We start from the raw sequence: 14,422 nt of genomic DNA, 5'->3' as shown, positions 1-14,422 counted from the left end.
TCCTCTCACACTGTCCTGTTATTTCGGCTGAAAAGTAAATATAAGCACTTTGAGGCCTTTCCCTTCATGCGCTTCCTTAAATACTTCAGGGTTTTCAAGACGTTGTTCAAAATGACAATCTGAACATTCTCGCGCAACCTCTGCTTTTAAAAAGTTTTCATCTAAATCCGGTGAATTTAAACATAACATCAAAGTAGCCCCCGGATTCATCCACTGTGGAATACGGCGAATGATTTTAGCGTAATCGCGTTGAATATTTACACTCCCTTTTTGAAATGACGGGGGATCGCACACTAAGATATCATAGGGACCATACTTTTTGATCCGGCTATTGGATTTAAAAATATCGACCCCTTCAAAAACTACCTGCTTACCTTGCTTCTTTGCCAGCTGATTAAGTTGATGGTTTTCTCTACCTTTACTTAATGACGCTTTACTTAAATCGATATTAACTGCTTTAGTAGCACCGCCCGCAATGGCGCTTAAAGAGAAAGCACAAGTATAAGCAAAAAGATTAAGTACACTTTTTCCTTCTGAACGCTCTTTTAACCATTTCCTGCCATTACTCATATCCAAAAACAAACCACTATTTTGTGCTTTGCCAAACTCAATATGATAATTCAGTCCTTGCTCACGAACGATAGTATTACTTATGGATTCTCCTAATAATAATTCAGTAGGAGCAAATTTTTCATAACGATGTTGTACTTGCACCGAGCGACACTCTTTAATCAAACCTTTAAGTGCAGCCGCTTGTTCTGCTAGCCAGTTGCTATCGACCGCTTGATATAAGGTAATCAGAATAACAGGAGAAAGCCAATCGACATTGACATGACTTAAATTGGGATAGGCGTGTCCACGCCCATGAAATAATCGTTGAGCGTCGGTAAAGTCTGTGCTGGAAATATGTTCTATCATGGCTAAAATATCAGGTAATTAATAATAAAAAACGCCGAATAATAACATTTACTATTCGGCGTTTATATCGTTTAAATGTTTTAGTTAGAATCCAAAGAGATTAGCAGCAAAAAACTTTGTTGCCACGGTATTAACAAAAATAAGCAGCACAATCACAGGAATAAAAGTCCCTAATGAAAAGTTAATATACTTTTCTACCCAGGAACCTTTGTAGTTTTCGTTACCTATACTTAATTCTTCAGATAACTGCTTTTTCTTCCAACGGTAACTAACAAAAACACACAACAAAAAGCCATTAAGAGGAAGAATAGTGTCATAAAACACATCGTAAATGACATCAAACAACGACTTAGTACCGCCAGCATACGAGGTAAATTCAGTGAAAAATGACACCATACCAAAAGAAGCCGTTGCAAATAAAGTTAAAACACCTGCAGTCACAGTTAAGTAACCTAATGCTTTTTTACGACTGTGTTTTTTCTCAGTGACTAAATATGAAACAGGTACTTCAATAATGGAAACCAAAGAAGTAATCGCAGCAAAAAAGACTAATAAGAAAAAGAATGTAGCTACGGCACTAGCGCCGACATAACCTAATGAGGTTTGCAATGCTAAAAATATTTTAGGCAGGAAGGTAAAAATTAATGATACTGAGCTATCACTTAGCTCACTTGGGTTAACCTCCGGATTAAATGAAAAGACCGCTGGTAGAATCATCAAACCGGCAATAAATGCCACACTAGTATCAGTAATAGCCACTAACTTAGCGGAGTTGGGGATATTGGTTTGTTTATTTATATATGAGCCATAGGTTATTAATATTCCCATTCCTAAAGACAACGAGAAAAAAGCTTGTGACAAAGCCCCATTAACAACACTCGGTGTTATTTTGTCTATCTCAGGTACCAGGAAAAAAGTAACCCCTGCCAAAGCATTATCAAGAGATAATACAAATAGCACCATTAAAATGAGCATTACAAGCAATGCCGGCATTAGTATTTTTGCAGCTTTTTCAATACCGTCTTTTACCCCTGCCGCCAAAATAAAGCTCACGATCCCTGCAACACCGATCAGAGCTATATATAAATAAGGGCTATTAATAAACTCGCCGAATCCCTCGGCACTTGCTAAGTAATCTAAATGCCCTGTTACCGTTAAGGCAATATAGCCGAATATCCAGACCGTGATAACCATATAAAAAACAGCTATCATAAAAGGAGTTAATACCCCTAAAAAACCTGCTGCTCCCCACAACTTGCTACCTTGACTCAAGGTTTTGAATGCTCCTACAGGCTCTTTAGCCGTATTGCGCCCAACGGCCATTTCAGCAATCATCACAGGCAAACATATAAGAAAAACAAATAACGCATACATTAATAAAAATGCACCGCCACCATTTTTAGCGGCATTTACCGGAAACCCCACTAAATTACCAATACCTACTGCAGAGCCTGCAGCGGCTAAAATAAAGCCAATTCGTGAGCTAAAATGCTCTCTAGAAGCTGACATACTTACCCTTTTATAATTATTATGATAACGCGATAAATTAGATCATTTGATGCTAACAAGCTTTTTTAGCTTTGTCTTCTTTTTAGCTAAGCTTTACTTTTACCAAACAAATAACAATGTGTAAATCTGTAAAGTTGAATTGCTTACACTCATGATTTGTAATGTTAAGATTCCTCCGCTTACAAATCATCCAGACTTTCTTATTTGCTCACTTGCCAGTGAATACTCTCTGTTAAAGATGAGGTTAATTATTTATAGTCTGTTTTTCTAGCCTAAACTAAGCCGCTTTACGTTATTTTGAAAATAGTTTTGGATTCATAATAGCTAAAATACTAGTTGCTTCTTTCTCAGCAAATTCAGCAGCTTGAGTCAAGTCATCTACAGTTAAACCCAGTGGTTGGCAGAACGATTCATCAATTACATCAGCATATGAAAACTCTTCGCCATGGCTATCAATAAGCGCTAATCTAGAAGCTAAATTCAAGATTTTTACATCTTTATTAATCTCGATAGAGGATGCAGCATTGAAGTGCTTAATGGGTAAAATTATTTTTTCAGGAATTTGCCAGATTTTTAATAAGTCCGCAGAGATGTCTGTATAAGTAAAACCCAACACATTTTCTTGCAATTGCCACGGCAGCTGAGTTTTATCATATTTTTCACATTGCTGAGCAACTTCTGGGTTTATTTTAGCAACGAGTAGTTCTCCAAAGTTTTGCAACAATCCCGCTACGAATAAGCGTTCGATATCGCGTATACCGGCAGAAATAGATAAATTTTTCGACACCAGCCCACAATAAACACTCATTCGCCAAAAGCGCTTTAAATCAATGGCTTGGTTTTCAAAGTGCTTAAATGCAGTCGCCGCGACATCAACTAACATCATATTATATATGGCTTGTGTGCCAATGATGGTAATAGCACGCGAGATAGTACTGATTTCACCAGGGAAGCTATAAATGGCACTGTTGGCAATTTGTAACAAACGCGAAGTCATCGATGGGTCTATACCAATAACATCAGCAAAATCTGAAATTTCAGAACTCTCATCTGCCATTAATGCTTTTACTTTAAAACAAGCGTCAGGTAAAGCAAACGAGCCGTTAGCTTGTAATGCATAATCATGTGCGTTCATTATCATCCTTAGAAGTTAATCCTTTAAACGAGAGGCGTAAAGTGACCCTCATCAATGTAAACTCTGTAAATATTAGTAAAACCCGCCAGCTTAATTAAACGGTAAGCCGCCATCTTGCTTGATATGTTCAGTTACTATATAAGTACTTGTTTGCGCAATATCAGTGAGGCCACCAATCTTTTCTAAAACAAGTCTATAGCTTTCGATATCAGCAAATCGTATTTTTAATAAATAATCATAGCCACCTGCTACTAAATGACATTCAACAACTTCTTTTATAGTAAGCACTTCTTTATTGAAGAGTTTAAAAGAATCTGACGTTGTTCTGCTTAAGGTTACTTGAACAAATGCACTCATACCAAAGTTCAATTTTCTAGCATTTAAAAAAGCACCATAACGCTCTATATAGCCTTCCATTTCTAAGCGTTTTACTCTATCTAAACAAGGGCTAGCGCTCAAATTTACTTTTTTTGCGAGATCGACATTTGAAATCCTGCCGTCAGCTTGTAAGGTAGAAAGGATCATCAGATCAATACGATCTAAGGGTTTTGTTTTGTTATTACTCATGTTCACACTACTTAGTAGGGAAGTTAAGTGATATTGCCATAGTAAACTCAGTAAAAATAGTAAAAAAAACGCGAACGATACTTTAAAGTATTCGTTCGCGTTTTATTTATTCAAACCCTAAAGCATTGACTAGCATTCAGGTGTTCAGACTATTTAATCTTCTTCGACTAAAGTCATCAATGATGTGTTGCCTCCTGAAGCAGTAGTATCAATACTAACCGTTTTTTCAGTTACCAAGCGCTGAATCATAGTATCAAAATATTCAGAGGTTATTACCGGTAAAATAGCTCCGTGACGTAATGCTAGTTTCTCACTAATATAATGTTTAATTTCACAGCCACTATCAACAACCACCCCCGATAAAGCGGGGTGAGCTAGCATGGCTCCTAAATGGCATTGTTTCGCTACTTGAAAGACATCTTTACCTGCGCCTGTCGCAACAAATTTATCTCTAAATTCCAGTGCTTCTTGATAAAACAAATCAGAAACAACAGCGATAACAGTATTACCCGTGGCCAATGAGGTAACTATGGATTGCACCCAGAAATGGAAGCTGACATTCTCATCTGCGTAACAAATAATGTTACCGCGATTTTCTAAATAAAGAACATTTGATTCCCCCGTTGGACCCGGTAATTCTTGTGGCTTTTTCAAACGTTTTTCAATGTCGATAAGCTGTGTACGTGCTAAAACGAGGGTATGGTTTAAATCGTCAGCTAAATCATCAACAATTTCAACATGCGCTATTTTAGCTAATAATTGGCGAACACACGAAATTCTAGTATTTAACTCTGTTGAACGCCACGCCTTCTCCGCCCAATTAGCTTTATCCATTAAATGATTTGCTTGATGATTCTCAGCAGCATCACCAGATAAAGTCATCACTTTATCTGCAGGAAAGTTGAAATCATCTTCATTGGGTGTTGCTTTCTCTTTCACTAAACGTGTTAAATAATGTGGCCCGCCCGCTTTAGGACCTGTGCCAGAAAGGCCTCTTCCACCAAAGGGTTGCACACCAACAATAGCACCAATCATATTACGGTTTATGTAGATATTACCTGCACGTGATGATTTAGCTAAATTAATAGCTCTATGTTCAATACGCGTATGAATCCCCATGGTTAAGCCAAAACCAGTGCCATTAATTTCATCGACAACGCTTTCAATTTCATTGCCTTTAAAGCGTACAATATGTACACAAGGGCCAAATACTTCTTGCTTTAACACACTGATGTTATCAATTTCATACAAACGTGGCGCAAAGAAGAAGTGGCCATCTTCATCAACAACATCCTCAGAGAATTCACATTGATATAACAATTTACCATGTGATTTCATATAGTCAGCATGAGCATTGAGTGCATCAAGAGCTTTTTGATCTATAACAGGACCAATATCGGTACTTAATTTTGCGGGGTTACCAATGTGTAATTCAGCCAACGCACCTTGGAGCATAGTAATGACATTATCCGCAATATCTTCTTGTAAAAAGAGGACACGTAACGCTGAGCAGCGTTGGCCTGCGCTTTGAAAACCTGATGAAATAACGTCATCAACAACCTGTTCTGGTAAAGCGGTAGAATCGACAATCATGCAGTTTTGACCACCCGTTTCAGCAATAAGTGGCACCTGATCGCCACCACGGTCTGCGAGAGTTTGTGAAATTCGAGTACCCGTTTCTGTAGAGCCGGTAAACATAACTGTTTGAATGCGGCTATCAGGAATAATAGTATTTCCTACGGCACTACCGCGGGCAATAACGGCTTGCACTACGTTTTCAGGTAATCCAACTGACTTCATCAACTCTATCGCTCGAAGTGCAATTAAGCCTGTTTGTTCTGCAGGTTTTGCTAAAACAGTATTACCTGTAGCAATTGCCGCAGCAACTTGTCCTAAGAAAATCGCCAGAGGAAAGTTCCACGGGCTGATACATAACACCACACCGCGAGCCTCTAATCTTTCATCTTCACTTAATTCTATGGCACGCGCCGCATAGTAACGACAGAAATCAACAGCTTCGCGTACTTCATCAATACCATCTTGAGCAACTTTACCCGCTTCTTTGATACACATTGCAATGAGCTCATCCATATGACGCTCTAATATATCACCAATGCGAGAAAGTAAGGCGGCACGCTCTACTGCAGGTGTTTTTGACCAAGTTATAAAGGCAGCTTCAGCATTATCTATCATCACTAACATTTCATCGTGGCTTGCATGGCGATGGAAGCCAATAATTTCACTACGATTTGCAGGGTTCATTACCGCATTGACACCTTCAGGCAACTCATTTTTATTTAAGAGATGATCAACAAACCAATTATCTAACGACGACTTGAGTGGGATTAATTCATTAATATCTGTTAGATCTAGGCCTTTTGAATTATCCCGACCTTTTTCATCTTTCTCTTCACCACGATACAGGTCAATGGGCATGATGATTTGATTATTATACTTGGCTTTGAGGCGTTGCGTTTTTTCTACCGGATCTTCCAGTAATGACTCAACCGGTTGACTCTCATCAACAATTGCATTAACAAAAGAGGAGTTAGCACCATTTTCTAACAAGCGACGTACCAAATAGGCAAGTAAGTCTTCATGATGACCTACGGGTGCATAAATTCGACACTGAATACTTTCTTCTTTAACAATTTGGTCATACAAAGAATCCCCCATGCCATGTAAACATTGAAATTCGAAACCAGCCTTATCATCACCCGCTAATTCAACAATAGTTGCTGCCGTGTAGGCATTATGGGTAGCAAATTGAGGGTAAATGGTATCGCGATATTCCAATAATTTATTGGCACAAGCATGGTAAGAAACATCGGTAGACGACTTACGGGTAAAGACTGGAAAGTGAGTCAGACCATCTTTTTGAGCATTTTTAATTTCAGTATCCCAATAAGCTCCCTTAACGAGGCGAACCATCATTTTTCGTTCAGTACGTAATGTTAAGTCACGCAACCAATCAACAACATGAATTGCGCGTTTTTGATATGCCTGTAGAGCTATACCAAAACCTTGCCAGTCACCAAGATCGCTATCTGAAAATACCGCTTCGATAATATCTAATGAAATATCTAAACGCTCTGACTCTTCAGCATCAACCGTTAAACCAATATTGTATTGCTTAGCTTGTAAACAGAGTGCCTTTAGTTTAGGAACTATTTCTGTCATTACACGCTCTTTATGAGAGAACTCGTAACGTGAATGGATAGCAGAAAGTTTAATTGAGATACCTGGCACTTTACGTGGGTCATTCTTACCTGACGCAACAGCAACTTCACCAATAGCAGTAATGGCATCTTGATAAGCTTTAAGGTAAATACTGGCATCAGCCATAGTACGCGCCCCTTCACCTAGCATATCGTATGAATAAACATAACCTTGCTGCTCTTTAGTAGAGGCACGTTCAGTAGCAGCTTCAATGGTTTCCCCCATAACAAACTGTTTGCCCATTATTTTCATAGCATAATTCATTGATTTACGAATAACAGGCTCGCCTAAACGACCAACAGTTTTCTTGAGTAAACCAAATTGTTCTTTTTTACGCTTATCTGCATAGTCAACCATAGAGCCGGTAAGTAATAAGCCCCACGATGAAGCATTTACAAATAAAGAGTCACTTGCACCTAAGTGTGAGCTCCACTGCCCTTGAGAAATTTTATCGCGAATAAGCTCATCTTGAGTATGCTTATCAGGCACGCGTAATAAAGCTTCAGCCAAACACATCAATACCACACCTTCTTCTGAAGAAAGTGAATATTCATTGAGCAATGAATCGATTGCACCATTGCCTTCTTGATCTTGACGTATTTTTAATACCATTTTTCGCGCTCGTTCCCAAGCACGACTTCTTGCACTAACATTTACTTCGGCAGCAGGTAAAATATGATCAACGGCAACATTTTCATCAATGCGATAGAACTCACGAATCTTTTGTCTTATCGGACAATCTGTAATCAATGAACCAGTAAATAGCATAACGTTTCCTCAAAATGCGACAGGTAATAATCCTGCTTTAGTTATAGTCTTTATTTCCACTAACAAGCATATTATTAGTAAATAATAGTATTGAATTTATGTGCGCATTCTAGGATAACCACCACAGGATGTGCTGGTTATTTTCAGGCTTTTATACCCTTTTATATGGCATTTTAGAAAATTAGCAGTATAAAAAACTGCAAAATATTTTTTTAAACTCTATAAGGGAGATCAGAGAATTATTATTTATGGATCTGATGAGTAATATAATTTTTGAATTATATAATCATTTGTATCTTGAGATGACATAGGCTTGGCAAAGTAGTAACCTTGCCCATAAACACAATCCATTTGTTGCAACAATTCGGCATCAGCACAGCTCTCAATACCTTCGCCAACGGTAGACATTTGTAAGTTATGAGCCAAATCAACAATGGTCCTAATAATGGCACGATGATTATTATGCTCGTCGACATTACTGATAAAGGAGCGATCTATTTTCAGCACATCAATAGGAAAACGATGTAAATAGCCTAGGCTTGAGTAGCCAGTGCCAAAATCATCAAGTAATATTTTCACGCCCATATCTTTCAATGCTTGCATATTAGTCAGCACTATATCGGCATTTTCTAATAAGGCACGTTCCGTCAATTCTACACGGAGATGATGAGGAGCCAAACCAGTCTTTTTTAATACTCTTTCAATGTCTTGCGGTAAACTGTTACTAAAAAACTGCTTAGAAAATAAATTACAACTAACGTAAAGGTCGTCACAGCCTAACTCTTCATGCCAACGTTTCAACTGTTGACAAGATTTTTCGATGATTTGGATATCTATTTCTTTAATTAAATCAGTTTCTTCAGCCAATGGAATAAAATCATTCGGATAAACAAACCCACGTTTAGTGCTTTTCCATCGAGCCAGTGCTTCAAAACCTTTAAGCTTTTGATCATCAAGTTTAATAATTGGTTGGAAATAAGGAATAAACTCCTGCCAAGCAATCGCTTCTCGAATGTCCGCTTCAAGGCTTAAAGCATTCTGTACTTTTTGATGCATACTGTCGTCAAAAATTTCATAGCGCCCTCTGCCATTATCCTTAGCATGATACATAGCAGTATCGGCATCTCTAAGCATAGTATCAGCATCGGTATATCGTTTATTACTAAACGAAATTCCTATACTAGTCCCTGTGTAAACTAACTGATTATCTATGGTAAAAGGTTGTTGAAGGAATGTGGTGATACGTTCAGCTACTTCAAAGGCTTCATCATTACTTTGCAAGTCTTCGATTAGAATAACAAATTCATCGCCGCCTAAACGAGCAACCGTATCTACTTTTCGAACAATAGCCAATAATTCTCGTGCTATTATTTTCAACAATACATCGCCAGCATGATGTCCTAAACTATCATTAACTACTTTGAAGCGGTCTAAATCTAAAAATAAAACGGCGAAAGAAAAGTCATCTTTGCGTTTTGCACAGGCAATGGCATGATTAAGTAAATCAAGGAATACTGTTCGATTAGGTAAACCAGTCAAGCTATCATGAGCGGCGGTGTGTTTTAATAGTTTCTCCGCTTGTTTACGATGGGTAATTTCATCTTCAAGCGCAAGTGTTCTTAGCTTAACTTGCTGCTCTAATAACTCATGACTTCGTCTTTCAAAATCAGCAAGCTCTCGACGTTTAATAGCTGCCGATACATGGTTAGAGACAAAGTTGAGTAATTCGGCATCTTGTTGATTGTAGGTGGTTTTATAATAATAACTCTGTAAAACCATGACACCTAGTAACTGACCTGAATAAATTAACGGTACGCCTAGCCAAGAGTGAATGTCATCTTGTGGCTTTTTAGTTTCTCCTTCAAGGTGGAGTGCCATCATTTCTTGGTAGGTAAGTAATACCGTTTCACGACGCCGTAATACTATCTCAGAATATCGATTTGAAAGTTTTCTCGGTTTAAAGTCTTTGGCTAAACTAGATGATTTTTCATCGACATAATAAGAAAAGCGTAAGGTATCTGTATCTTTTTCATATTTAGCAATATAGAAGTTCTTAGCATTAATCAACTGACCAATAATGTTGTGAACCTTGCTATAAAATGTATCAATATCGAGCTCAATATCAGTCGTTAATTCTGAGATACGATATAATGATTCTTGCAATAACTCTGACTTTTCCCGTTCGCGAATTTGAGCCATCAATTCTTTGGTACGCGCATTAACCGCATTTTTTAAACGTTGTTGATCTTGTAAACGTACCATAGCACCAACAACATGCTGGGCCGCGAACGTAAGTAAGTTCAAATCACTGTCGTTATAACGAATTTTTTCATCATAACTTTGTATTGTGATGGTTCCTATTACTAAACCATTTTGCAGTAATGGAACCCCCAACCAGTCGGTCCCACGAGAACCAAACTGTTTGATTTTATAATGTTCAAATAACTGCTTCTCTAATTCTGGCGTTAATAATAATGGCTGCTTTGATTCAATAACTAAATTTGTAAATGAGCCCTCATAATCTTGATAATCAATGATACCTGCCGGTTTTTCATCCTTTTCATCAAGAAAATAAACAAATTCTAAGGTTTCAAAAGTTTGATCATACAGTACAATAAAGCAGTTTTTCGCGGTCATTAATGAAGCGATAGTACTATGCACTTGCGGGTAAAAGCTCTCAAGATCATCGCAGTCTTGAGACAGTTGGTTTAATTTAAAGAGTGCGGTATAGCGAGCTTGTAAGTCAGCATTTTTTTTCTCTAGAAAATCAACATTGCCAGAAAGATCAGCAATGCTTGCCTCCTTGGCAAGTATTAGCTGTTCTGCTTCTTGAGTTGTGATAGCCTGTTGCTCTTCTGGTTTCAAAATTACCATACCGTTTAATTATTTATTCATACATCTATCAGTACGTTATAAAACAACTATTAAGAATAAGTTACTTATTGCTGTGCGTCGACTTTAGCTGCCTTACTAATTTCTTTTACTCTATGTTTATTACCACAAATAGCCGCTTGTTTTTCATCTCGATAGTAACGTATATCAATACAATCTTGCTGATAACGACGCTCTAATTCAGTACGGATCAGCACGTCACCCTTAGTATTGATAATGCGTTTATGTAAAGCTTGGCATTCTTGAATTTGCTCTGATGCTAAAGTCACATCTTCACAAACATTATCTACACTTGAACAACTTGATAACAAGCCAATAAAAGGTACCACGACTAAAACTATTTTATTCATTTAACTATTCCATTACATTAAGAAACAACTTGTTACTGCAAACTATTATACCCAAGCAAGACCAAATAGCGAGAGGCTAAATAGTTATTAAGAATATCAATTAATTACTACAAAACAACACTTTTACAGCTGAATTTTTAATCATATAACTTAACAATTTATACTGGTTACTTCCGATATATTTAACGCTCTACTTTCACCGTCTTTGAGTAATTTATCTAACGTTATTCTGCCTATTGAGTGACGGTGCAATGCAACAACCGGATTTCTGAAACGTCCAAACATTCGCTTTATTTGATGGTAGCGCCCTTCCGTTAACATTACTTGTGCTTCAAATTGAGAAACAATAAGCAAAGTTGCTGGCTTGGTCGTTATCTTCTCGTAAGAGAAATACATCCCCTTTGCAAAGGCATCAACATAATCTGCTGTCAATGCATTTTCGAGTGTCACTTGGTAACATTTAGAGACCTTGTGCTCAGGTGACGTCAGCCGCTCAGACCAACGACTATCATTTGTCAGTAGTACAAGTCCTGACGTATTGAGGTCCAGTCGTCCAACAATATGCAAACTGTCTAAAATTTCTTGCTCATATTGTTCTGTTAGTAAATCAATCACTGTTTTATGCTTTTCATCCTTGGTCGCACAAACCACACCAATCGGCTTATTCAGCATAATATAGTGAGCTTGATTCGCCTGAAGCACATCACCATCCAAAACAATGTGCGAAAATCGATTTACAAGCTGAGCAATATCAGTTGCTATAGCGCCATCAACATACACGCGCTTTTGCGCTAAAATCAACTTCACTTTTTTACGATTAATTTGGCATAAATCACTAATCAAACGGTCTAACCGCGCGGTATTAATAGCCATATTATTTAAAGAAACTCATTACTTAGATACTAGCCAAAGATTGCTGCTGTGCAATTAAATTAAGAACTTTTCGTAATTTAGCCTGAATATAGCCAGCGAGTACTGCTGGTTGAGTGACTAATAAATCCATTTCTGATGCTGTTATTGCAATCGTACACAGCAATTGCTGAAAGCTCTCATCAAAACAACAAATGACATCATCAGAAAAGTGATGAATGTTAACGCTACTATCCGATGACCGACTCAAGGATTTTTTACATTGAGCAAAACTTGCTGGTGTTTCTAGGGATAATTGAATAGTCAAAATGCTCTCTTCATCGCCGTACCAATTGGCTGTTAACGTTTGAAAATTAAATTGCGCTTCCAGCTTGTTAGTCACTGACGTTATGTTGTTAAATTTATCAACTAAAGCCTTGTTTGCGGTTATTGTTATCGGTAGCGTTTCGGTCATCTTTTTACTCTTTATCTTATATTTTTCAAAATTGCAGACTATTGCTTAAGACACCTCAGCCACAATTTTAATCGCTATTCATTTTAGCCCATATCATAACCGCGTTGCCTACAAACTTCAGCTTGTTCACCCAAAATCAGTAAAGTGTTGCCATTAAACTACTCCACAAAGTAATTGGATAACATTACAGCACATTACAAAAGCAAATAATGATAACCATAGAGATAAGTTAAGAGGGGAAAATAAATCAGTAATCTATAACCCAACTATAGTTACTTCCGAACATCCCCCGTTAAAAGCGAACAAGCTGAGATATAAAAAAAAGCACAAAAACCATAACCAACTGATTTTAAAGAACTTAAATACTTGGCACAGTTATTTCATTATCTTTATCATCAATTAAAGATAACAGTGAACATATATGAAAATAGCATTAACGAAAAAACAGCCTTGGAAAAAGTGGGGCATCATTGTCAGCTTCTCACTAGTACTGTGTTACGCCGGTTATAGCGTCAGTGGTAAAGCAACAAAATCAATTCCTCTGCAAGACTTAAGCTTTCAAACAGTGGTTCAAGGCGATTTAGATATTTTTGCGAATGCTTACGGAGAATTTGCTTCTGCAAAAGAACGCCTTTTAACTGCGCCTGCATTAGGCAAAGTATCAGAAATTTTAGTTCGACCAGGTACTAAAGTTACCCCTGAAACTATAATTTTGCGTTTATCAAACCCTAAGTTAGTACAAGAAGTTAATGCTGCCAATGGGCAACTCGCTCAGCAGTTAGCGCAAAGAGAAGCCTTTAAATATGAACAACAAAGTGAGCGTTTAAACTATCAAGGTCGTATTGCGGATATTGAAGCTGAAATTGAAAAAGCCGAACTTGAGCTTTCAGTGAACATGAACCTGATGGACTTAGGTGTTTCCTCTAAAATAGAATTACAACGTGCTAAACTAGCGGTAAAACAAGAAAGTAAACGACTTGATTTTGAAAAGAAAAAATATAAACAATTTATCGAAATGCAAAGTCACCAGCTAACCCAGCGCGATATCACCATCAAGCAGCAACATGCACAAGTTAATTTACTTGAGCAGCAACTTGACGATATGAAGGTAAAGGCGGGGATTAATGGCTCATTGCAAACCTTAGAAATTGAATTAGGTCAAAGTGTTCAATTAGGTCAATCGTTAGCAAAAGTAGGAAGCGATGAAGTATTGATTGCTCGTTTACGCTTACCACAAAACCAAGCTGACCAAATAGATATTAATGCCCCTGTATTAATTGATACCCAAAAGGGCATTATCAAGGGCCATATAACGCGCATCGAAAGTGTTGTTAATAGCGGCTCAGTGCTCGCAGAAGCCGTCATCGATGAAGAGCTTACTTCTAATGCCCGCCCTGCTTTATCAATTTCAGCACAAGTATTTGTTAGACATCAACAAGGAGCTCACTATATACAGCAAGTACCAGGTTTGCGCCCGCGCAGCAAACAAAGCCTGTTTGTTCGCGATACGAGTAATACATTAATTCAGAGAGATGTCACTTTTGGCCCATTGTCAAAAAATAAATTAGTGATCACTTCAGGGTTACAACCTGGCGACTTACTCGTCAGTAGCGACACACAAAAATACAGTAAATATCCACAACTTCAGATAATTGAATAGCTGCAATGAATTACCAGTGCATACGCAAGCCGTCATTAGACAACGAACGCATTTTGAAAACGTATAAAAATAACAATGAA

General features: G+C 37.7%; 10 protein-coding genes. 1 reads left to right on the top strand and 9 read right to left on the bottom strand.

Annotated elements, in window-relative coordinates; all coding sequences use genetic code 11:
• Nucleotides 1-18 precede the first annotated feature (18 nt).
• From ND2E_RS20595 to ND2E_RS20635, 9 genes are all read right to left on the bottom strand, one after another.
• A complete protein-coding gene (locus ND2E_RS20595; RefSeq protein ID WP_033091920.1) occupies nt 19-918 on the bottom strand; it encodes a class I SAM-dependent methyltransferase in 900 nt (299 codons plus the stop codon).
• An 84-nt stretch (nt 919-1,002) separates the two neighbouring features.
• A complete protein-coding gene (locus tag ND2E_RS20600; protein ID WP_033091919.1) occupies nt 1,003-2,427 on the bottom strand; it encodes a sodium-dependent transporter in 1,425 nt (474 codons plus the stop codon).
• Nucleotides 2,428-2,719: 292 nt separating this feature from the next.
• Nucleotides 2,720-3,562: an HDOD domain-containing protein gene (locus ND2E_RS20605; RefSeq protein ID WP_052056162.1), complete on the bottom strand. Its 843-nt coding sequence runs from the start codon at nt 3,560-3,562 to the stop codon at nt 2,720-2,722.
• 90 nt (nt 3,563-3,652) lie between these two features.
• Nucleotides 3,653-4,129 (bottom strand): Lrp/AsnC family transcriptional regulator, encoded by a 477-nt coding sequence (locus ND2E_RS20610; RefSeq protein WP_033091917.1) that lies wholly within the window; start codon nt 4,127-4,129, stop codon nt 3,653-3,655.
• A gap of 153 nt (nt 4,130-4,282) precedes the next feature.
• Nucleotides 4,283-8,116, bottom strand: a complete 3,834-nt coding sequence (putA, locus tag ND2E_RS20615) for a bifunctional proline dehydrogenase/L-glutamate gamma-semialdehyde dehydrogenase PutA (RefSeq protein ID WP_033091916.1) — start codon at nt 8,114-8,116, stop codon at nt 4,283-4,285.
• Between the two features lie 246 nt (nt 8,117-8,362).
• The gene (locus tag ND2E_RS20620) at nt 8,363-10,990 is read right to left on the bottom strand and encodes a sensor domain-containing phosphodiesterase (protein ID WP_223303495.1); all 2,628 of its coding nucleotides are present in this window, start codon (nt 10,988-10,990) and stop codon (nt 8,363-8,365) included.
• Nucleotides 10,991-11,055: 65 nt separating this feature from the next.
• A complete protein-coding gene (locus tag ND2E_RS20625; protein ID WP_033091915.1) occupies nt 11,056-11,358 on the bottom strand; it encodes a hypothetical protein in 303 nt (100 codons plus the stop codon).
• 150 nt (nt 11,359-11,508) lie between these two features.
• Nucleotides 11,509-12,231: a pseudouridine synthase gene (locus ND2E_RS20630; protein WP_033091914.1), complete on the bottom strand. Its 723-nt coding sequence runs from the start codon at nt 12,229-12,231 to the stop codon at nt 11,509-11,511.
• Between the two features lie 22 nt (nt 12,232-12,253).
• Nucleotides 12,254-12,682: a hypothetical protein gene (locus tag ND2E_RS20635; protein ID WP_033091913.1), complete on the bottom strand. Its 429-nt coding sequence runs from the start codon at nt 12,680-12,682 to the stop codon at nt 12,254-12,256.
• A 421-nt stretch (nt 12,683-13,103) separates the two neighbouring features.
• Between ND2E_RS20635 and ND2E_RS20640 the strand changes: the two genes are divergently transcribed.
• Entirely contained in the window at nt 13,104-14,342 is a 1,239-nt protein-coding gene (locus tag ND2E_RS20640) for an efflux RND transporter periplasmic adaptor subunit (RefSeq protein ID WP_033091912.1), read from the top strand.
• Nucleotides 14,343-14,422 lie beyond the last annotated feature (80 nt).

Source organism: Colwellia psychrerythraea (assembly GCF_000764225.1).
In the GTDB taxonomy this organism is placed as follows: Bacteria; Pseudomonadota; Gammaproteobacteria; order Enterobacterales; family Alteromonadaceae; genus Colwellia; species Colwellia psychrerythraea_D.
This window is presented reverse-complemented; position numbering and strand designations above follow the sequence as displayed.

Bases quoted from the DNA above. Each gene is read 5' to 3' on its own strand.
- ND2E_RS20595 (WP_033091920.1), bottom strand. From the start codon at position 918: ATGATAGAACATATTTCCAGCACAGACTTTACCGACGCTCAACGATTA.
- ND2E_RS20600 (WP_033091919.1), bottom strand. From the start codon at position 2,427: ATGTCAGCTTCTAGAGAGCATTTTAGCTCACGAATTGGCTTTATTTTA.
- ND2E_RS20605 (WP_052056162.1), bottom strand. From the start codon at position 3,562: ATGAACGCACATGATTATGCATTACAAGCTAACGGCTCGTTTGCTTTA.
- ND2E_RS20610 (WP_033091917.1), bottom strand. From the start codon at position 4,129: ATGAGTAATAACAAAACAAAACCCTTAGATCGTATTGATCTGATGATC.
- putA (WP_033091916.1), bottom strand. From the start codon at position 8,116: ATGCTATTTACTGGTTCATTGATTACAGATTGTCCGATAAGACAAAAG.
- ND2E_RS20620 (WP_223303495.1), bottom strand. From the start codon at position 10,990: ATGGTAATTTTGAAACCAGAAGAGCAACAGGCTATCACAACTCAAGAA.
- ND2E_RS20625 (WP_033091915.1), bottom strand. From the start codon at position 11,358: ATGAATAAAATAGTTTTAGTCGTGGTACCTTTTATTGGCTTGTTATCA.
- ND2E_RS20630 (WP_033091914.1), bottom strand. From the start codon at position 12,231: ATGGCTATTAATACCGCGCGGTTAGACCGTTTGATTAGTGATTTATGC.
- ND2E_RS20635 (WP_033091913.1), bottom strand. From the start codon at position 12,682: ATGACCGAAACGCTACCGATAACAATAACCGCAAACAAGGCTTTAGTT.
- ND2E_RS20640 (WP_033091912.1), top strand. From the start codon at position 13,104: ATGAAAATAGCATTAACGAAAAAACAGCCTTGGAAAAAGTGGGGCATC.